Origin of the sequence: Novosphingobium sp., assembly GCF_032093395.1 — a bacterium.
GTDB lineage: Bacteria > Pseudomonadota > Alphaproteobacteria > Sphingomonadales > Sphingomonadaceae > Novosphingobium.
Window position 1 is genome coordinate 70,110 of sequence record NZ_DAMDBA010000014.1, and the last position, 19,254, is coordinate 89,363.

Below are 19,254 nucleotides of genomic sequence, written 5' to 3' on the forward strand. Positions count from 1 at the left end.
ACCGAAAGTCCGCTGCGCTTCGATGCTCGGAAAATCACGCTTCTCGACTCCACCTGAGCTGAATGTCGATCCGCCTTAGTTCAGTTCCTCGAACCAGCCGAGCTTGCGCATCACGATCTTCTCGACCTCCAGCAGCACGAACAGTCCCAGGCCGATCGCCAGCAGGATCGCCCCATCGCGCAGCGAGATCGGGCGGGATTCGAACACTTGCTGCAAAGGCGGAAGATACGTGAAGGCGAGCTGCGCCACGATCACGCAGGCTATGGCGATGAGCACCGGCTTCGTGCCCTTGGTCCCTTCGAACGTCAGCGAGCGCATGTGCAGATACCGCACGTTGAAGAGGTAGAAGATCTCGGCGATCACCAGCATGTTGACGACGAGCGTACGGGCTTCCTCGACCGTGTCTCCCAGACGTTGCGCCCCGAAGAACACCGCCAACACCACCGCCGCGAACAGCACCGAAACCAGCGCGACGCGCCATAGCAGGAAGCTGGAGAGCAGCGGCGCGTCGGGCTTGCGGGGCGGGCGCTGCATGATGCCCGGCTCGGGCGGCTCGAAGGCGAGGACGAGGCCGAGCGTCACGGTCATCACCAGGTTGATCCAGAGAATCTGCGTCGCCGTCAGCGGCAGCGCGAAGCCGACGAGAATGGCCAGGACCACGGCGATGGCCTCGCCGCCGTTGGTCGGCAGGGTCCAGGCGATCACCTTGCGGATATTGTCGTAGACGGTGCGACCTTCGCGGACGGCGGCGACGATCGAGGCGAAGTTGTCGTCGAGCAACACCATTTCCGAGGCCTGGCGCGCCGCTTCGGTGCCGCTGACGCCCATCGCGGTGCCGACGTCGGCCTGCTTGAGCGAGGGCGCGTCGTTCACGCCGTCCCCGGTCATGGCGACGATGGCGCCGCGCGACTGCTGCGCGCGGACGATGCGCAGCTTGTGCTCGGGGCTGGCGCGGGCGAAGACGGCGGTGCCGGGCACCGCTTCGGCCAGCTCCTCGTCGCTCATCGCCTCGATCTGCGCACCGGTCAGCGCCTTCGGGTCGTCGGCCAGGTCAAGCTGGCGGGCGATGGCGAGGGCGGTGGCGGCATGGTCGCCGGTGATCATCTTCACCGCGATCCCGGCCGAGCGGCACTCCGCGATCGCCAGTCGCGCTTCTTCGCGCGGCGGATCGATGAAGCCCATCACGCCCAGCATCGTCGCGCCCTGGAGGAGGTCGAAATCGAGGCGCGCGGTGTCGTTCGGCACTTCGCGCAGGGCGAAACCGAGCACGCGCTCACCCTGTTCGGCGGCGCGGGCTATCGCCGCGTTCCAGGATTCGACCTCATCGGGGGTGGCGCCCAGCGCCAGAATGGCTTCGGGCGCGCCCTTGACGAACACCGTGCATCGCCCGTCGTCGGCACGGCATAGCGCAGCCATAAGGCGATAGGTGGCATCGAAGGGGATCTCGTCGATCCGCCGCCATTCCCGGCGCAGCGCCTCGTCGTCGATCCCAGCCTTGCGGGTGAGGGCTAGCAGTGCGCCCTCCATGGGGTCGCCGGTGACGGTCCATTCTCCGTCGACTTCCCTCAGATGCGCATCGTTGCAGAGGGCGCCGCATCGAACGATGTCCGGCGATACTGCCTTCGAGCCGTTTTCGCGTGCCGAGATCGCGCCGTCCGGGGCATAGCCGATGCCCGACACCGCGAACTCTTCCCCGCCGGTCATGATGCGCGTCACCATCATCTCGTTGCGGGTGAGGGTGCCGGTCTTGTCCGTGCAGATCACCGAAGTGGCGCCCAGCGTCTCGACGGCGGGAAGCTTGCGGATCACCGCCTTGCGCGCCGCCATGCGCTGCACGCCGATGGCCAGCGTGATGGTGATGACGGCAGGCAGGCCCTCCGGCACGGCGCCCACGGCCAGGGCCACGACCGAGATCAGCGCATCTACCCAGTCGAAGTCACGCATGGTCACGGCGAAGACGAAAAGTGCCAAGCCGGCCACAAAGATCGCCAGTGTCAGCTTGTTGGCGAACGAACTGATCTGGCGCAGCAAGGGCGTGGTAAGCGTGGGAACGGCGTGGAGCAGCTTGCTGATGCGGCCGATCTCCGTGGCGGTGCCGGTGGCGACGACCACGCCGGTGGCCTGCCCCCGCGCCACGAGGGTGCCGGAATAGGCCATCGAGTATCGGTCCGCCAGCGAGGCGGCAGCCTCGGCGGGTTCCTCATGCTTTTCCGAAGCCACGGATTCGCCGGTCAGCGCCGCTTCCTCGATGGCCAGGCCGCGCACCCGCAATAGGCGCAAGTCGGCGGGGACGCGGTCCCCCGCATCGAGCAGAACCATGTCGCCCGGCACCAGCAGGGCGGCATCCACGCTGTCGCGGATCCCGTCCCGGAGCACATGGGCGCGATCGGTAAGCAGGCTTTCCATGCCGCTGAGGGCCTTCTCCGCGCGGCCCTCCTGCACGAAGCCGACTACGGCATTGACCACCACGACCAGTACGATCACCGCCGCGTCCACGGCATGGTTCAGCAGCAGCGCCGCCAGGGCGGCGGCGAGCAGGAAATAGATCAGGGCATTGTTGAACTGCGCCAGAAAGCGGAGGAGCGGCGGCGTTCCCTTGGGAGCCGGCAAGGTATTCGTGCCATATCGTTCCAGCCGCAGCGACGCCTCCGGCGCGGTCAGTCCTTCGCGATCGGTGTCCAGATCGGCAAGGACCGTGTCTGCGTCCATGGCGTGCCAGTCGCGTGCGGTTTCGGATAACATCGCGTTCTCCGTTTTCATGCATTCGAGGAACCGGGCGACAGTCATGCGCCTGTTGGGCACTTGTCACCGTATGCAAGACCGCTCGGGAAGGGCGAGCGAATGTCCGAATTCAGGCGATACGGATTTTCGTTCCCAAGTAACCCTGGAGGCGAATCCCGCATCCGGTGGCATAATACCGTGAAAAGATTTGGCATTTTACTCTGCCTGAGGCAAGATCGGTGTTGAGGTCAGGTTCTGCGGCCGCGCATTTTCGTCATCCCGCTTCCGCTTCTCGATGGCAGGAAGCTGCGCGGGGCGGGCCGATGTAACGATTGACCTTTTTTCTGGAGGAGCGCAGCCTCCACTCGGAGGGGCGAAGAAAACCGCCAGGTTCAGATTTTCATGACCGTGATGGCGGCATTCAAGATTTTCGCAGTCGATACCGTTAGGCAGTTTCCACAGTTTCCCCCAACTTGATGGGGATCGATCGGGAGAACGTCATGGGCTGGATTATCGCATTGATCGTAGGCGGTGTTGCCGGTTGGCTCGCCAGTCTGGTCATGAACCGCGATGCCTCGATGGGCATCTTCTGGAATATCGTCGTCGGCTGTGTGGGATCGGTGATCGGCAATCTGATCGCCAACCAGTTCGGCATTGCGGGGTCGGTGAAGGAATTCTCGATCGTGGGGCTGATCGTGGCTTTCCTCGGCGCGGTAGTGTTGCTGGCTATCGTCAATTTCGTGCAGCGTGGCCGGGTGCGCTGAACGGGATGTCGATGAGGCATTGTCGACTACAGGGGTTTCAATGCGAAAATTGACGTTGGCGGCGCTCTTGGCGTTGTCGCTGTGCTTTGCCGGTAGCCAAGCGGCCTTCGCACAGGGCGCCAAGGCCACGTCGCCACCGGAATTCGCCCGGCGGATGGAGCATCTCAAGCTCGGCGGATGGGTGTGGGCCCCGGATGTTTCACCCGCCGGTCCGATTTTGGTCTACGTCGACTTGTCGCGCCAGATCGGCGTGGTCTATCGCAACGGCCTGCGGATCGCCGCGACTACGGTTTCCAGCGGCAAGGCCGGGCATGCCACGCCCACCGGCGTCTTCACCATCCTCCAGAAGGATGCGAAGCACCGGTCGAGCACCTACAACAACGCGCCGATGCCCTATCAGCAGCGGCTCACCTGGGATGGGGTGGCGCTTCATGCGGGCGGACTGCCCGGCTATCCCGAGAGCCATGGCTGCGTCCACTTGCCTTACGGATTCGCCAGGGAACTCTTCGCCATAACCAGGATCGGCGTTACCGTAGTCGTCGAAGGCGATGCGCAAAGGCATGTGCGCACCAGCGACAACAGCCTGCTGGCGCCGTTCGATCCCCAGGGAAAACCGCTGGACCAAGCGCCCTTGAACGGCGAGCAATATCGCTGGAATCCGCAGCGCGCTCCTTCCGGCCCGCTTTCGATCATCGTCTCCAAGCTCGACCAGCGGGTCGTCGTCTTGCGCAACGGCGTGGAGATCGGCCGCAGTGCGGCGCAAGTGAACGACGACGATCCCGGCTCGCACGTCATCACGCTGATCAACCGTGAGGGCAAGCCGCGGTGGGTCTATGTCGGACTTCCCGGGCATGGCGAGGACGAGGGGCGAGAGGTGGACGAAGCCGTCGCGAACCGTCTTCGCGTACCGCGCCCTTTCTACGAGAAGGTGAAGGCGCAACTGGTCCCCGGCACCACGATCCTCGTCACCAACTCACGCGTTTCCGAAGGGCCGCTGCAGCACCTGACGGTCATAGACGCGGTCATGCCCAAACCCTGATCCGTACTGGCCGATTCCAGCGCGCGCCGGTGCCGCCGCCCGGTCGTGCATGGTGCGGGACGACCGGAGCTTGTGAAGCCATCCTTCCGCAAACGTGCCGGTTGTCAGCCTCGGCCCCGGTGGTAATCTGAAATTGTCCTGAGATCAGGAGTGCTTCCTTGAAAGTTGCTGTCTTCAGTACCCGCCCTTACGATCGCGAATTTCTGGACAAGGCCAATGATGAATGCCGGGCAGGACATACGATGTTCTATCTGGAATCTCGGCTCAACTCGCACACCGCGCATCTTGCGAACGGCCATGACTGCGTTTGCGCTTTCGTGAACGACCAGCTCGGGCGTGTTGAACTGGAAATTCTCGCGGCCAATGGAACCCGGTTCATCGCCTTGCGCAGCGCCGGCTTCAACAATGTCGATCTCGACGCCGCGCGGGAACTGGGCCTGAGGATCGGCCGCGTACCGGCCTATTCTCCCGACGCGATCGCCGAACATGCGGTGGCGCTGATCCTTTCGCTCAACCGCAAGATCCACAAGGCCTATGCGCGCGTTCGCGAAGGCAATTTCGCGCTGGAAGGACTGCTGGGCTTCGATCTGCGGGGCAAGGTTGCCGGCGTGATCGGCACCGGCCGGATCGGCCTGAACGTGGCGCGCATCCTCCATGGCTTCGGCTGCGAGGTGCTGGCGAGCGACCCGTTCGAAACGCAGGAGCTTGCCGCGATCGGTGGCCGCTACGTCCCGCTCGACGAATTGCTGGGCCGCTGCGATGTGATCAGCCTGCACTGCCCGCTGAACCCCGACACCCACCACCTGATAGACCGCGCGGCGATCGCCAAGATGAAGCACGGTGTCATGCTCATCAACACCAGCCGGGGCGCGGTGATGGATGCGCGCGCGGTGATCGCCGGACTGAAAAGCGGCAAGGTCGGCCATGTCGGGCTGGACGTCTATGAGGAAGAGGAAGACCTCTTTTTCGAGAACCTGTCGGATCAGGTCATTCGCGACGACGTATTCGTCAGGCTCATGACGTTCCCCAACGTGCTCATCACCGGCCACCAGGGGTTCTTCACGGGAGAGGCGATGACCGCCATCGCCGGGACCACCATCGACAACATAACCGCTTTCAGCCGCGATGGGGCGCCGCTCCATCCGGTGCCGCCAGAACGCCAAGGGTAGGCAGGCCGTGGCCGGCCTGGCGCTCGCTCCGATCCTGGCGCTCATCCTGCTGATGGTGGGACTGCGCTGGTCGGCCGCGGCGGCCGGCACGGTTTCGGCGGTGATCGCGGCCATCGTCGCCGTTGCCGCGTTCCAGTTCGGAGACGAGCCGGCCGACCTTGCCGGGCCGGTGCTGGAGGCCGGTTTCACGGCGGCGACGATCCTGTGGATCGTGTTTCCGGCGCTGTCGATTCACGAATACCAGGTGCGGACGGGCGCGACCGGCGTGATCGGGGGCTGGCTGTCCTCGATCTCGTCCGATCCTGCGGCGACGGCCTTGCTGGTGGGTTACTTCTTCGCGATGTTTCTGGAGGGCGCCTCCGGCTTCGGCACGCCGGTTGCCATCGTTGCACCGATGCTGGTGGCGTTGGGCGTGGCTCCCGTGCGCGCCTTGTTGGTGGCGCTGATCGGCCATGTGGTGGGTGTTTCCTTCGGGGCGGTGGGAGCGCCGATGGTGCCGCTGGTGGAGGCGGCTCCGGTGGACGAGCGGCGCCTGTCGCTGGCGATCCTGCTGCTTCACGCCTGCATCGGCTGGTCGCTGGCCTTGATCGTCGTGAAGCTGGGAGCCGTGAAGTCGGGAAGCGGAAGCGGCGGCGGGAGTACGGCTACCGGTTCCTCCGCCAATTCCTCCTGGCAGGTGGCCGTGATGGCGGCGGCCTGCTTCTTTCCCTGTGCCGCGCTGATCGCCGGACTGGCCGGGCCGGAGCTGCCGACATTGGGCGGGGCTCTGCTGGGTGGCGCGCTGTTCATAGTCTGGCTGCGGCGCGGTTCTCCGCCGCAGTTCGGGGAGGACGCACCGGCCGGACGCGCCTTGCTGAAAGCGGGCCTGCCATACCTGGTGCTGGTCGTGCTCATTCTGGCCAGCCGCCTGATCGATCCGCTTCGCAATGCCCTGCGCGCCTATCCGATCGACTGGACTTACCGCCAGAGCTTCGGCGACCAGATGTTGCCGCTCTATCATCCGGGCACTCTGCTGTTGCTTGCCTTCGTTCTTACCGTGCTCGGCAACCGCTCCCGGCCGCGCGTGGCCGTTACCGCGATGGTTGCGGCGCTGCGGCGCCTGCCGCAAGTGGCGATCGCGCTCGTCTCCGTGCTGACGCTGGCGCGCTTCATGGTCCACGGCGGGCTGATCGACGCGCTTGCAGTGGGCGCAACGGGACTGTTCGGGCAGGTCTGGCCGCTGGCCGTTCCGCTGGTGGGAGCGCTCGGTTCGTTCGTGACCGGTTCGGGCACTGCCTCCAACATTATCTTCGCGGACTTCCAGGTCGCCGCCGCCGATGCCGTGGCCTTGCCGGACTGGCTGGCCCTTGCCGGGCAGAGCCTGGGGTCGGCCATCGGCAACATAATGGCCCCGCACAACATCGTCGCAGGCACGGCAACGGTGGGCCTTGTGGGGCAGGAGGGCCGGGCTCTGGCTCGTACTGCACCGATCTGCCTGGCCTATGCGCTCGCCGGAGGGGTGATCGTGCTTGTCGTCGGCTGGGCGGTGGATTTTCTCGCTTAGAGCATTTTCTAATCAGGTGGAATCACCTGATGACTCGGAAAATACGGGAAACCAGAAACTTAGAGCGGTTGATCCGGTGCAACCGGATCGGAAACCGCTCTAGAGAGCCGTTTCTTGGCGGTGACTATCCCGCGTGGGCGATTATCGGGTATTTATTTGCACGATTTCAGTGATGTTGCAATGTTCGTGAAGGATGCTGCATTATCGCCACGGGAATGGACTTGGGCAATCAACAAAATAAGTGCAGTTTTTAAAGTATCCGTATTGAGTGATCTGTCTTGCCTGTGTAATAAACCCCGATGATAGCGATCTGACGTGATTGCGCCCTTTTTCGACGGCGATTTGCGGATTTCGATCCGTGCCGCAACCGTTGATCCATGCGTGCGGCGGCGGGCTCGTGCCTTCCGTGCCACTTCCGCCTCCTGTCTCAAGCCCACCGAGAGCGACAGGAGGCGGAAAACCTGCCGGGACAGGCGGATGGATGGGCCACGGGCAGGTGCCGCCACTCATCACTTTCCCCTCTTTCGATGATCGGAATTTTGCAGGGCCGGAACCGCCCGCCGCGCTTGATCCGTGCAGCATATCTGGCAAGATTTGCAGCATGGACGGACGGTGACGGATGTACCCCGCAGGGCCCGTTCCGACCGGCGGCGATGTGCCGCACACACCGTCCCTTGCAATTCAAGAACCGCCCGAAAACAGGGCGGGCCCCGACTGGAAGGAGTATGACATGGACGCGAAAACCTCTAGTGGGAACATCGGCGGCTGTCCGATGCACGGCGAGCCGGTAAGATCGCTCTTGGGCCGCACCAATCGCGACTGGTGGCCCAACCAGCTTTCCCTCGACATCCTGCCCCAGGGCGGCGCGAATCCCCTGGGGGACGACTTCGACTATGCCGAGGCTTTCAAGTCGCTCGACTATGCGGCGGTGAAAGCCGATCTCACCGCGCTGATGACCGACAGCCAGCCCTGGTGGCCGGCGGACTACGGCCATTACGGCCCGTTCTTCATCCGCATGGCCTGGCACAGTGCGGGCACCTACCGCACCGGTGACGGGCGCGGCGGTGCCTCTTCGGGCAACCAGCGGTTCGCACCGCTCAATTCCTGGCCGGACAATGCCAATCTCGACAAGGCGCGTCGTCTGCTCTGGCCGATCAAGCAGAAGTATGGCGCGAAGCTTTCCTGGGCGGACCTGCTGATCCTGACCGGCAACGTCGCCATCGAATCCATGGGCGGGCCGACCTTCGGCTTCGGCGGCGGCCGTCAGGACGTGTTCGAGCCGGAGAAGGACGTCTACTGGGGTACCGAGGAGGAATGGGTCGGGCAGGGCGCGGAAACGCGTATCCAGCCGGACAAGGAAATGGTCCTCGAAAACCCGCTGGCGGCGATCCAGATGGGCCTCATCTATGTCAATCCGGAAGGCCCCGGCGGCGATCCCGATCCCACCGGCTCGGCCCGCGACATCCGCGAGACATTCGCGCGCATGGGCATGAACGACGAGGAGACGGCCGCGCTCACCGCAGGCGGCCACACCTTCGGCAAGTGCCATGGCGCGGGCGACGCGGCCAAGGTCGGCTCCGAGCCGGAAGGCGCGGACATCGCGCAGCAGGGCCTCGGCTGGCAGAGCGGCCATGAAAGCGGCTTCGGCGATCATACGATTACCTCCGGTCTCGAAGGCTCCTGGACGCCGACGCCGACGAAGTGGGACATGAGCTTCCTGCACATGCTGCTCGACTACGAGTATGAACTGGTGCGCAGCCCTGCCGGCGCGCAGCAGTGGCAGCCGGTGAACCAGAAGCCGGAAGACCTGGCGCCCGGTGCGCACAGCCCGGATCGCCGCGTGCCGACGATGATGACCACGGCGGACATGGCCTTCAAGGTCGATCCCGAATACCGCCGGATCATGGAGCGCTTCCGCGCCGATCCGGACTATTTCGCGGATGCCTTCGCACGGGCGTGGTTCAAGCTCTGCCACCGCGACATGGGGCCGAAGGCGCGTTACCTCGGCCCGGAAGTTCCGGCAGAAGACCTGCTCTGGCAGGATCCGATCCCGACTGCGAACGGTGCCGCGATCACCGTGGAAGACGTTGCCGCGCTCAAGCAGAAGATTCTCGGCTCGGGCCTCTCGGTGGCTGAGCTGGTTTCCACCGCCTGGGCTTCCGCATCGACCTATCGCGGATCGGACCATCGCGGCGGCGCCAATGGTGGCCGTATCCGCCTTGCCCCGCAAAAGGACTGGGAGGTCAACGAGCCCGAAAAGCTTGCCAGAGTCCTCAAGGTCTACGAGGGCATCAAGGCGGAATTCGATGGCGGGGCTTCTGGCCGGAAAGTATCGATCGCGGATCTGATCGTGCTCGGCGGCAGCGTCGGCATCGAGAAGGCGGCGGCCGATGCGGGAACGCCTGTGGAGGTTTCCTTCGCGCCCGGTCGCACCGATGCCACGCAGGATCAGACCGACGTGGAAGGCTTTGCCGTGCTCGAACCGAAAGTGGACGGCTTCCGCAATTACCTCCAGGTTTCGTTTACGGTGCCGACGGAGGAACTGCTGATCGACCGCGCGCAGCTTCTAGGGCTCAGCGCACCGGAAATGGCGGTGCTCGTGGCAGGGCTGCGCGTACTCGGCGCCAATCATGGGGGCAGCAAGGACGGCGTCTTTACCGACCGGCCGGGTCAGCTCACCAACGACTTCTTCGTCAACCTGCTCGACATGGGCACGGCGTGGAAGCAGGTGGACGATGCGGCGGACGAGACCTTCACCGGCACCGATCGCGCCTCCAACCAGCCGAAGTGGACGGCGACGCGGACGGACCTGGTGTTCGGCTCCAACTCGCAGCTTCGCGCGCTTAGCGAGGTCTATGCGGCATCGGATGCCGGGCCGCGTTTCCTCAGGGACTTTGTGTCGGCCTGGACCAAGGTGATGAATGCGGATCGCTTCGATCTGCGATGACCATGAGGCCTCCAGCGCAACTTTCGCGAAGCATATAAAGATATCTTTATATTTGCGTCGTGAAAGCTGACGGGGTAGGGACCATGCATTCGAGACGCCGGGTTCACGTCCGGCGTCTCCATGCAACGTCCAACGTACCAGGAGCTTCCCGTGGCCACTGCCCAGATCGCCCACGACTACGCCATTACCGATATCTCGCTCGCCGATTTCGGCCGTACCGAGATCAACATCGCCGAAACCGAAATGCCGGGCCTGATGGCGCTGCGCGAGGAATTCGGCGCGTCGCAGCCGCTCAAGGGCGCCCGCATCACGGGCTCGCTGCACATGACGATCCAGACCGCGGTGCTGATCGAGACGCTGGTCGCGCTCGGCGCCGACGTGCGCTGGGCCACCTGCAACATCTTCTCGACCCAGGACCACGCCGCCGCCGCCATCGCCGCTGCCGGCATCCCGGTCTATGCGATCAAGGGTGAATCGCTGGCCGATTACTGGGACTACGTTGGCAAGATCTTCGACTGGTCGACCGACGAAGATCCCAACCTTACCGCCAACCTGATCCTCGACGACGGCGGCGACGCCACCATGTTCGCGCTCTGGGGCGCGCGCGTCGAAGCCGGTGAGCCGCTGTTCGAGCCCAGCAATGCCGAGGAAATCGAGTTCGTCCGCGCGCTGAACGCCTTCCTCAAGGCGAAGCCGGGCTATCTGACCGCCTCGGTCAAGGCCATCAAGGGCGTTTCGGAAGAAACCACCACCGGCGTTCACCGCCTCTACCACCTCGCCAAGGACGGCAAGCTGCCGTTCCCCGCGATCAACGTGAACGATTCGGTCACCAAGTCGAAGTTCGACAACCTCTACGGTTGCAAGGAATCGCTGGTCGACGCGATCCGTCGCGCTACCGACGTGATGCTGGCCGGCAAGGTCGCCTGCGTTGCCGGCTTCGGCGACGTCGGCAAGGGTTCGGCCGCTTCGCTCCGCAACGGCGGCGCCCGCGTGATGGTCACCGAAATCGACCCGATCTGCGCCCTTCAGGCTGCCATGGAAGGCTATGAAGTCGTCACCATGGAAGACGCCGTGAAGCGCTGCGACATCTTCGTCACCGCCACCGGCAACGAAGCCGTGATCACCGGCGAGCACATGGAAGCCATGCGCGACAAGGCGATCGTCTGCAACATCGGCCACTTCGACAGCGAGATCCAGATCTCGGCGCTCGACAACTACGACTGGAAGGAAGTGAAGCCGGGTACCGACCTGGTCACTTTCCCGGACGGCAAGCAGATCATCGTGCTCGCCAAGGGCCGCCTGGTGAACCTGGGTTGCGCCACCGGCCACCCCAGCTTCGTCATGTCGTCGAGCTTCACCAACCAGACGCTCGCGCAGATCGAACTCTACACCCGCAACGATGCGTACAAGAACGAAGTCTACGTTCTGCCCAAGCACCTCGACGAAAAGGTCGCCGCGCTGCACCTCGACAAGCTGGGCGTCAAGCTCACCAAGCTCTCGAAGAAGCAGGCCGACTACATCGGCGTGCCGGAAGCTGGCCCGTTCAAGCCGGACCACTACCGTTATTAATGGGTAAGGCCTTTATTGGCTAACAATGGGGAGAGCGTCGCAATCGTGGCGCTCTCCCCATTGTGTTTGCGGGCTGTGGCAAGCATAGCCGTGGGTGAATGGACCAGGATCGCCTCGTACCCCTCCTGATCGGCCTTCTGCTCGCTGCCTGGATGATGGTGGCGGCCTGGGCCGTGCTTACCGCGCGCAGCCGCCAGAAGCGGGCTGAGAACCAGCTTCGCTCCGCGCGCAGGCTGGGCCGCATGGTCGAGGAATCGCCGGCTCTGCCGCTGCTGGTCCGCTCGGACGGGCGAATCGAGGCCAGTCCGCGCCTCGCCCAGTGGCTGGGGCTCGACGGGGTTCCGCAATTCCTCTCGGAACTCGACACCGGCGAGCGTGGCCTTCCCGCGGCGAAGCTGGAGGAACTGACCGAGGCGGTGCGCCGCACCCAGAAGACCGCCGCGCCCTTCCGCATGGTGCTGACGCCGCGCGGTTCCTCCCGTTCGCTGGCACTGCGCGGCCATCTGGCCGATCCGCAGATTTCTCCCGGCGGCGCGGCGCTGGTCTGGGTCTTCGACTTTTCCGACAGCGAAACCGAACTCACCCGCCTGCGCGACGAAGCCTCGCGGGCGAGGGGGGATTTCACCGCGCTCGTCTCGCTGATCGAGGCGGCGCCGATGCCCATGTGGTTCCGCCGCCCGGACGGCGAGCTGCAACTGGTGAACTCGGCCTATGTCGCGGCCGTGGGCGGGGACAGCGCGCAAGGCGTGGTCGCCAGCGGGACCGAACTGATCGAGAACGTCGACGGCCTTACCCCGGCGCAAGTGGCGCGCGCCGCGTCCGACAAGGGCGCGCCGATCCAGCGCATCGTCTCGACCACGATCAATGGCCAGCGCCGGGCCATGCGGGTCAGCGACCTCCCGCTGGGCGAGGACGGGGTGGCGGGCTATGCCGTCGACATCGAAGACCTCGAGGAAATGTCACGCTCGTTCCGCGCATTTCGCGAGGCGCAGCGCGGGCTGCTGGACCAGCTTTCGGCCGGTGTCGCCCAGTTCGACGCCAAGAAGCGCCTGACGTTCGCCAATCAGCCGTTCCAGCGCCTGTTCAAGCTCCCGGCAAACACGCTTCAGGATTTGCCCGCATTCGAGCGTCTGCTGGATGCCGCGCGCGATGCCGGTCGCGTGCCCGAAGCACGCGACTTTCCGGCCTGGCGGCGTGAGAAGGCGGCATGGTTCGCCTCTGGCGAGGCCAGCGAGGAGGCCTGGACCCTGGCGGACGGCACGCATCTGCGCATCGTCGCCCAGCCGGTGCCGGACGGCGGCCTCATGCTGATCGCGGAGGACCGCACCGAGCAGTTGCGCCTGTCCGCCGTTCGCGACACCCTTTTGCGCACGCGGACGGCCACGTTCGACAGCCTGTTCGAATCCATCGCCGTCTTCGCGCCGGATGGGCGCCTGCAAATCTGGAACCGCCGCTTCGCCGCCGATTGGGGGCTGGACAGCGACTTCCTCGACACCCATCCGCACATGCAGGATCTGCTCAAGAAGATCGCGCCGCGCCTCAAGCGGCCGGCCGAGGCGGAGACGGTCGGCGGCGTGGTCCGCACGGCCACGCTGGACCGCACGCAGAAGGGGGGGCGCATCGCCCTGGCGGATGGGCGCATGCTGGAGTTCGCGGGCGTGCCGCTGCCGGACGGCAACGGACTGCTCGCCGTGCTCGACATCACCGATTCGCAAAAGGCCGAGGCGGCCCTGCGCGAAAGCAATGCCGCACTGATCGAGGCGGATACGATCAAGACGCGCTTCCTGGCCAAGATGAGCTACGAGTTGCGCACGCCGCTCACCTCGATCGGCGGTTTCGCGGAACTTCTGGAGGCGGGCGTCGGCGGGGAGCTCTCCGAGGGCGGCCGGGAATATGTCGGCGCGATCCTCACCTCGGTCGAGCAGCTGGGCGATCATATCGACAGCCTGCTGGACCTTTCGCAGAGCGAGGCGGGCCTGCTGCCTTTGAAGAAGGAAGAGATCGACCCGATGCCCTTCGTCCGTTCGGTGGTGGAAGAGCGGGCCGCGCGGCTTCAGAAGGCCGGGCTGGTGCTCGATCTTCAGGCGAGCGGGCTGCTGCGTCCGATCTCCGGCGATCGCAAGCGGCTCGCGCGCGCCCTGGGCCATCTCGTGGACAACGCCATTGCCGCCTCCCGGCGCGGGGAGCGCATCCTCGTGCAACTCGGCCGACGCAAGTCAGGGGACGAGGAATGGCTGCAGATCCTGGTGCAGGACAACGGGGCGGGCATGGATAGCCGCAGCGTCGCCCTGGCACTCGATGGCATGAAGGCCAGCGCCGACGGCAAGTCGGTGGAGCGGAGCCAGGGTCTGGGCCTGCCGCTGGCACGCCAGCTGGTAGAGGCCCATGGCGGCGCGCTGCGCCTCGTTTCCGAGCCCGGCAAGGGCACCAGCGCTCTGGTGGAGCTTCCGTGAAGATTGCATTGCCCGACCTTTCCGCGATGGAGCGCTTTGGCCGCGCCATCGCCGACCGATTGCGGCCCGATGACGTGGTGGCCCTCACCGGCGGCCTCGGCGCGGGCAAGACCACGCTGGCCCGGGCGATCATCGCCGGGCTGGGGCATGAGGGCGAGGTGCCGTCGCCCAGCTTCGCGATCATCGAGGTCTACGATCCCCCGGCCTCCCCCCCAGCCTCTGGCGCGCCGGGCGTCCGACTGCCGCTCGTCCATGCGGACTTCTATCGCTTGAAGGATCCCTCCGAAGCCGACGAGATCGGCCTGGACGACTATCGCCAAGGCGCGGCACTGATCGCCGAATGGCCCGATCACGCAGGAGGGTTCGCCCATGAGCCGGGCTGCCTTTCAATTACGCTGGAAGTTGAGGATGAGGGGAGGATCGCCATTGTCGAGCCGGGCCTCCATTGGTTAGGGCGTATCCCGAAATGAGCACGAACCTTCCCGCCGATCTCGAACCCTTCCTTGCCGAAGCCGGCTGGGCGGGCGCATATGTCGACCCCCTGGCCGGGGACGCCTCGTTCCGGCGCTATTTCCGCGTGACCCGTGCGAATGGCGAGACGGCGATGCTGATGGATGCGCCGCCGCCCAACGAGGATCCCACGCCGTTCCTGCGCGCCGCGCGCTGGCTCGACCTGAACGGCTTGCGCGCTCCCCGTATCCTGGCGGACCGGGCGGATCGCGGCCTCGTGCTGATCGAGGACTTCGGCCATGCCCGCATGCGCGACTATCTGGACCAATGGCCCGATGACGAAGCGGCGGTCTACAGGGGCGCGGTCGATGTCCTGGCGCAATTGCGCGAACTGCCGCCGGGCCCTTTCCTTGACTACTCGATGAGCGAGTATCTGCGCGAAGTGCGCCTGTTCGTCGAATGGTACTGTGCCGCGCAGTACCTTGATGTCGATGCCGCAGGGTTCACTTCCGCCTGGGAGGCGGTGCTGGGCGAACTGCTGCCCCGCCAGCGCCCCGGTGTGACCGTGCTGCGCGACTATCATGCCGAGAACATCATGCTGCTCGGCGCGCTGGAGAAGCAGGGTCTGCTGGATTTTCAGGACGCACTGGTTGGCCACCCGGCCTATGACCTCGTCTCGCTACTTCAGGACGCGCGGCGCGACGTCTCGCCGGAGCTGGAGGCCGAGATGTTCGATCACTACATCCAGGCGACCGGCGCCGACCCGGAGACCTTCCTGGCCGACTATGCCCGCCTTGGCGCGCAGCGCAACGTCAAGATCGTGGGCATCTTCGTGCGGCTCTGGCGCCGTGATGGCAAGCCGCGCTACCTGGATCTCATTCCCCGCGTCTGGGCGCTGCTCGAACGCGATCTCGCCCATCCGGCGCTGGAACCGGTGGCGCGCTGGTTCGATGCCAACATTCCCGCCCATCTGCGCGAAGCCAACGGCGGGAGCTACGCCGCATGAACGGGGCGAAGCTGGCCAGCGACACGGCCATGGTGCTTTCCGCCGGTCTGGGCAAGCGCATGCGCCCGCTCACCGCCACCCAGCCCAAGCCACTGGTGCGGGTAGCCGGCAAGTCCCTGATCGACCACGCGCTCGACAAGCTTGACGCGGCCGGGGTGGAAAAGGCGGTGGTCAATGTGCACTATCTGGCCGATGCGCTGGAAGGACACTTCAAGGCGCGCCACAAAGGGCCGCAAGTCACCGTGTCCGACGAGCGGGCGCAGTTGCTGGAAACCGGCGGCGGCATGGTCAAGGCCGCGCCGCTGCTGCCTGAGACGTTCTTCTGCCTCAACAGCGACAATATCTGGCTCGACGGGCCGGTGGACGTGTTTCACGAACTTTCCCAGGCCTGGGACGAAGAACGGATGGACGCCTTGCTGTTGGTGGTGCCGCATACGCGGGCGATGCATCACCAAGGTGCGGGCGATTTCCACCTTGATGCCGTGGGCCGCATCACCCGCCGCAAACCGGGCTACGTCGCGCCTTTCATCTACATGGGCATTCAGATCGTGTCCAAGCGCCTGCTGCGAGATGCGCCCGAAGGCCCGTTCTCGACCAATGTGCTGTGGAATCGCGCGATCGATGAAGGCCGGCTTTACGGCGTCTCGCATACCGGCCTGTGGTTCGAAGTGGGTGAGCCGGGCGCCATCAAGCCGACCGAGGAATGGCTGACCCGTGCCTGAAAGGGCCGGGCCGCTTGTCTACTCGATTGCAGCGCACCGTGGTTTCGCCGACGCCCTCGTGGCGGGGCTGGTGCCGCGCTACTCCGAAGGTGAACTCGGCCTCGCCCGGCTGACCCTGCTGCTACCCAGTCGCCGCGCGGTCCGCACCGTTACCGAGGCTTTCGTGCGCCATTCCGGCACCACGGACCGACCGGGCATGCTGCTGCCGCGCATGGTGGTGGTCGGTGACCTCGATCTCGACGAAACGCTCGGGCCGCTGCTCGATCCGCTCGGAGCTGCCGATATTCCGCCCGCCGCCGATCCTACCCGGCGCTGGCTGCGGCTTGCCCATTACTTGCGTGAAGTGGAAGGCGCGGAGGCCGGGAAGGGGGCGGCTTTGCTGCGCCGCGCCTGGGAACTCGGCCGCACCATGGACCGCCTGCTGGTGGAAGGCATCGCCCCGCTCGACCTGATGAGCGAGCGGGTGATCGGCATCGTCGGCGACCTTGCCGGGCACTGGACCGACAATACCCGCACGTTCCTGATGGTGCAGCAATACTGGATCGCGGAACTGGCCGAGCGAGGCGAGATCGACGCACCGGAACGCCGCAACCGCCTGTTCGAACACGCCGCTCGGGAATGGTGCGCGGTGCCGCCGCAATATCCCGTGGTTGCAGCGGGCGTGACCAGCGCTTCGCCCGCGCTGGCCAAATTGCTGCGCGTGGTCAGCGAACTTCCGGGCGGTTCCGTGGTCCTGCCGGACTTCGACCTGTCGCTTCCAGGTGACGTATGGGACGAGCTTGGCGTGGCCGGAAAGCCCGAGAACCCGGAGGAGCCGCCGTTCGGCCGGGGCGATGCGGTGACGCATCCGCAGTACCATCTCAAGCTGCTGCTGAACCGGATGGGCATCGCGCGCGAGGAAGTCTCTGCGTGGCACCGCTCCGGCTACGGCGCCTCGCCGGCCGAGCGCAGCACGGTGATCTCCAACCTGTTCCTGCCGCCGCGCGCTTCGGCGGCATGGGTTGAACTGCCCGCCGAGAAGCGGCGCCTTTCCGGTGTGCGGCTGATGGAAAGCACCCACCCGGAGCAGGAAGCGCAGGCGGTGGCCGTCCTGATCCGCGAGGCGCTGGAAGTGCCCGAGCGCCGCGTTGCGCTCATCACCCCGGATCGCGGGCTGGCGGGCCGGGTGGTCGCGCACCTCACGCGCTGGGGGATCGAGGCGGACGATACCGCAGGGCGTCCGCTGGCGCAGACGGCGGCAGGACGGCTCATGCTGCTGCTGGCCGAAGTGCTGGCCGAGCAGGCCGCGCCGGTGCCGCTGATCGCGCTGTTGGCCCACCCACTTGCAGGCGGTGGGGAAGGCCGCGCTCGCTGGCTGGAGTCGGCGCGCAAGCTCGATCTCGCCTTGCGCGGTCCGCGCCCCGGTGCTGGTCTGGCGGCACTGGCCGATCTTGCCGAGCAGGAGAAGCTGGGCGAATGGTGGGGTGCGGTGGAGAGCGTGCTGGCGCCGCTCTTCGCACTTACCGAAGGTCAGCCGCTGGAAGCGATGCTCGCCGCACTGGTCGATGCCGCCGAAGCGCTATGCGGCGAAGCGATCTGGGCGCAGGCCGACGGCCGCAGCCTCAGTGCCATGGTCGAGGAACTGCGCGGCGCGGCAGGCTCGGCGGGAACGCTGTTCGACCCGCGCGAGCTTCACGCCATGCTGCGCGATGCCATGGACCGCGTCTCCGTGCGCCCACCCTGGGGCGGCCATCCGCGCGTGTCGGTCTACGGCTTGCTGGAAGCGCGGATGAGCCGCGCCGATCTGGTGATTTGCGGCGGTCTCGTCGAAGGCGTCTGGCCTGCCTCGCCATCGCAGGACGCGCTCCTGCCGCCCGCCGTGCTGCGCGCTCTGGGCGTGCCCGGGGCGGACTTCCGCATCGGGCTCGCCGCGCATGACCTTGCCGCCGCGCTGGGTGCGCCCGAAGTCGTGCTGAGCTGGGCTTTGCGCGATGCGGGCGGGCCGGTGATCCCCTCGCGCTTCGTGCTGCGCGTCAAGGCGTTGCTGGGCGAACAGGCGGAGCGCCATGTCGAAAGCGATGTGCTGCGTCTGGCGCGCATGCTCGACGACGCGCCGCCGGTTGCCGGCCATCCGCGCCCGCAGCCGATGCCTTCGGCGGACCAGCGCCGCGTCGATCTGGCGGTGACCGGGCTCGACCGCCTGCGCGGCGATCCTTACGAATTCTACGCCAATGCCATTCTGCGCCTGCGCAAGCTCGACGCGCTCGATGCCGAGCCGAGTGCGGCGTGGAAGGGCGAAGTGGCGCACAAGATCCTGGAGGACTGGCACAAGGCGGGCGAGCCGGTGGACGGGCTCCACGCGATCGCGCAGGCCGTGCTGACCGAGAAGAACGCGCACCCGCTGATGCGCGCACTCTGGTGGCCGCGTCTTTCCGCCGCGCTCGATACGTTCCGTGATCTTGTGCTGGCGCACAAGACGGCCGGCCGCCGGGTTGTCGCCAGCGAGGCCTGGGGCGACATGCGCTACCGCGACATCCGCATCCACGGCCGTGCCGACCGGATCGACCGCCTGCCCGACGGATCGCTGGCGGTGGTCGACTACAAGACCGGTTCGCCACCGACCCCGCGCCGGGTGGAGGAAGGCTTCGCGCTGCAACTCGGGCTGATCGCGCTGATCGCGCAGGCGGGTGGCTTCAAGGACATGCAGGGCCGCGAGATAGCGGGCGAGGCGGGCGAATTCGAATATTGGTCGATGGCGAAGGACAAGAACCGGTTCGGCTATGCCACCACGCCGCTCAAGGTCGGCAAGCGGCGCTCCGGGATCGAGCCGGACGACTTCCTGCCCGAGACCGAGCGCTACCTGAACGATGCGCACGACCGATAGAAACTGGG

The 19,254-nt window shown here is 65.9% G+C and carries 13 protein-coding genes; 11 read left to right on the forward strand and 2 right to left on the reverse strand.

Translation table 11 applies throughout. From position 1 onward, the window contains the following. Positions 1-75: 75 nt before the first annotated feature. Complete coding sequence (locus RT424_RS07765; protein ID WP_313435948.1) at positions 76-2,742, reverse strand: HAD-IC family P-type ATPase; 2,667 nt, start codon at positions 2,740-2,742, stop codon at positions 76-78. Positions 2,743-3,221: 479 nt separating this feature from the next. Between RT424_RS07765 and RT424_RS07770 the strand changes: the two genes are divergently transcribed. From RT424_RS07770 to RT424_RS07785, 4 genes are all read left to right on the forward strand, one after another. Beyond that, the gene (locus tag RT424_RS07770) at positions 3,222-3,485 is read left to right on the forward strand and encodes a GlsB/YeaQ/YmgE family stress response membrane protein (RefSeq protein ID WP_313435950.1); all 264 of its coding nucleotides are present in this window, start codon (positions 3,222-3,224) and stop codon (positions 3,483-3,485) included. Between the two features lie 40 nt (positions 3,486-3,525). Next, positions 3,526-4,524 (forward strand): L,D-transpeptidase family protein, encoded by a 999-nt coding sequence (locus RT424_RS07775; RefSeq protein ID WP_313435952.1) that lies wholly within the window; start codon positions 3,526-3,528, stop codon positions 4,522-4,524. 158 nt (positions 4,525-4,682) lie between these two features. Beyond that, positions 4,683-5,693 carry a 2-hydroxyacid dehydrogenase gene (locus RT424_RS07780; protein ID WP_313435954.1) on the forward strand — a complete coding sequence of 337 codons (1,011 nt, stop codon included), beginning with the start codon at positions 4,683-4,685 and terminating at the stop codon, positions 5,691-5,693. After that, positions 5,650-7,236: an L-lactate permease gene (locus RT424_RS07785; protein ID WP_313435956.1), complete on the forward strand. Its 1,587-nt coding sequence runs from the start codon at positions 5,650-5,652 to the stop codon at positions 7,234-7,236. Before RT424_RS07780 ends, RT424_RS07785 begins: the two co-directional genes overlap by 44 nt. Before the next feature lie 152 nt (positions 7,237-7,388). On the opposite strand, the gene RT424_RS07790 is transcribed toward RT424_RS07785, so the two are convergent. After that, on the reverse strand, positions 7,389-7,742 hold the full coding sequence (locus tag RT424_RS07790; RefSeq protein WP_313435958.1) for a hypothetical protein: 354 nt from the start codon (positions 7,740-7,742) through the stop codon (positions 7,389-7,391). A gap of 224 nt (positions 7,743-7,966) precedes the next feature. Here RT424_RS07790 and katG point away from each other — a divergent pair, with 224 nt between their 5' ends. The 7 genes from katG (at position 7,967) to addB (ending at position 19,246) form a co-directional block, all read left to right on the forward strand. Continuing rightward, the gene (gene katG / locus RT424_RS07795) at positions 7,967-10,183 is read left to right on the forward strand and encodes a catalase/peroxidase HPI (RefSeq protein ID WP_313435960.1); all 2,217 of its coding nucleotides are present in this window, start codon (positions 7,967-7,969) and stop codon (positions 10,181-10,183) included. A gap of 120 nt (positions 10,184-10,303) precedes the next feature. Next, positions 10,304-11,752: an adenosylhomocysteinase gene (gene ahcY, locus RT424_RS07800; protein WP_313435962.1), complete on the forward strand. Its 1,449-nt coding sequence runs from the start codon at positions 10,304-10,306 to the stop codon at positions 11,750-11,752. 98 nt (positions 11,753-11,850) lie between these two features. Next, complete coding sequence (locus tag RT424_RS07805) at positions 11,851-14,205, forward strand: PAS-domain containing protein (RefSeq protein ID WP_313435964.1); 2,355 nt, start codon at positions 11,851-11,853, stop codon at positions 14,203-14,205. Then, the gene (gene tsaE / locus RT424_RS07810) at positions 14,202-14,675 is read left to right on the forward strand and encodes a tRNA (adenosine(37)-N6)-threonylcarbamoyltransferase complex ATPase subunit type 1 TsaE (protein WP_313435966.1); all 474 of its coding nucleotides are present in this window, start codon (positions 14,202-14,204) and stop codon (positions 14,673-14,675) included. The genes RT424_RS07805 and tsaE overlap by 4 nt, the downstream gene beginning before the upstream one ends. Further along, positions 14,672-15,661 (forward strand): phosphotransferase, encoded by a 990-nt coding sequence (locus RT424_RS07815; protein WP_313435968.1) that lies wholly within the window; start codon positions 14,672-14,674, stop codon positions 15,659-15,661. Before tsaE ends, RT424_RS07815 begins: the two co-directional genes overlap by 4 nt. Beyond that, complete coding sequence (locus RT424_RS07820) at positions 15,658-16,383, forward strand: nucleotidyltransferase family protein (protein WP_313435969.1); 726 nt, start codon at positions 15,658-15,660, stop codon at positions 16,381-16,383. The genes RT424_RS07815 and RT424_RS07820 overlap by 4 nt, the downstream gene beginning before the upstream one ends. Continuing rightward, a complete protein-coding gene (gene addB, locus RT424_RS07825) occupies positions 16,376-19,246 on the forward strand; it encodes a double-strand break repair protein AddB (RefSeq protein ID WP_313435971.1) in 2,871 nt (956 codons plus the stop codon). Before RT424_RS07820 ends, addB begins: the two co-directional genes overlap by 8 nt. The last annotated feature ends 8 nt before the right edge of the window (positions 19,247-19,254 follow it).

What these genes read in the sequence shown, in the direction of transcription:
- RT424_RS07765 (WP_313435948.1), bottom strand. Translation starts at nt 2,742, where the DNA reads ATGTTATCCGAAACCGCACGCGACTGGCACGCCATGGACGCAGACACG.
- RT424_RS07770 (WP_313435950.1), top strand. Translation starts at nt 3,222, where the DNA reads ATGGGCTGGATTATCGCATTGATCGTAGGCGGTGTTGCCGGTTGGCTC.
- RT424_RS07775 (WP_313435952.1), top strand. Translation starts at nt 3,526, where the DNA reads ATGCGAAAATTGACGTTGGCGGCGCTCTTGGCGTTGTCGCTGTGCTTT.
- RT424_RS07785 (WP_313435956.1), top strand. Translation starts at nt 5,650, where the DNA reads ATGGGGCGCCGCTCCATCCGGTGCCGCCAGAACGCCAAGGGTAGGCAG.
- katG (WP_313435960.1), top strand. Translation starts at nt 7,967, where the DNA reads ATGGACGCGAAAACCTCTAGTGGGAACATCGGCGGCTGTCCGATGCAC.
- ahcY (WP_313435962.1), top strand. Translation starts at nt 10,304, where the DNA reads ATGCAACGTCCAACGTACCAGGAGCTTCCCGTGGCCACTGCCCAGATC.
- RT424_RS07805 (WP_313435964.1), top strand. Translation starts at nt 11,851, where the DNA reads ATGGACCAGGATCGCCTCGTACCCCTCCTGATCGGCCTTCTGCTCGCT.
- RT424_RS07815 (WP_313435968.1), top strand. Translation starts at nt 14,672, where the DNA reads ATGAGCACGAACCTTCCCGCCGATCTCGAACCCTTCCTTGCCGAAGCC.
- RT424_RS07820 (WP_313435969.1), top strand. Translation starts at nt 15,658, where the DNA reads ATGAACGGGGCGAAGCTGGCCAGCGACACGGCCATGGTGCTTTCCGCC.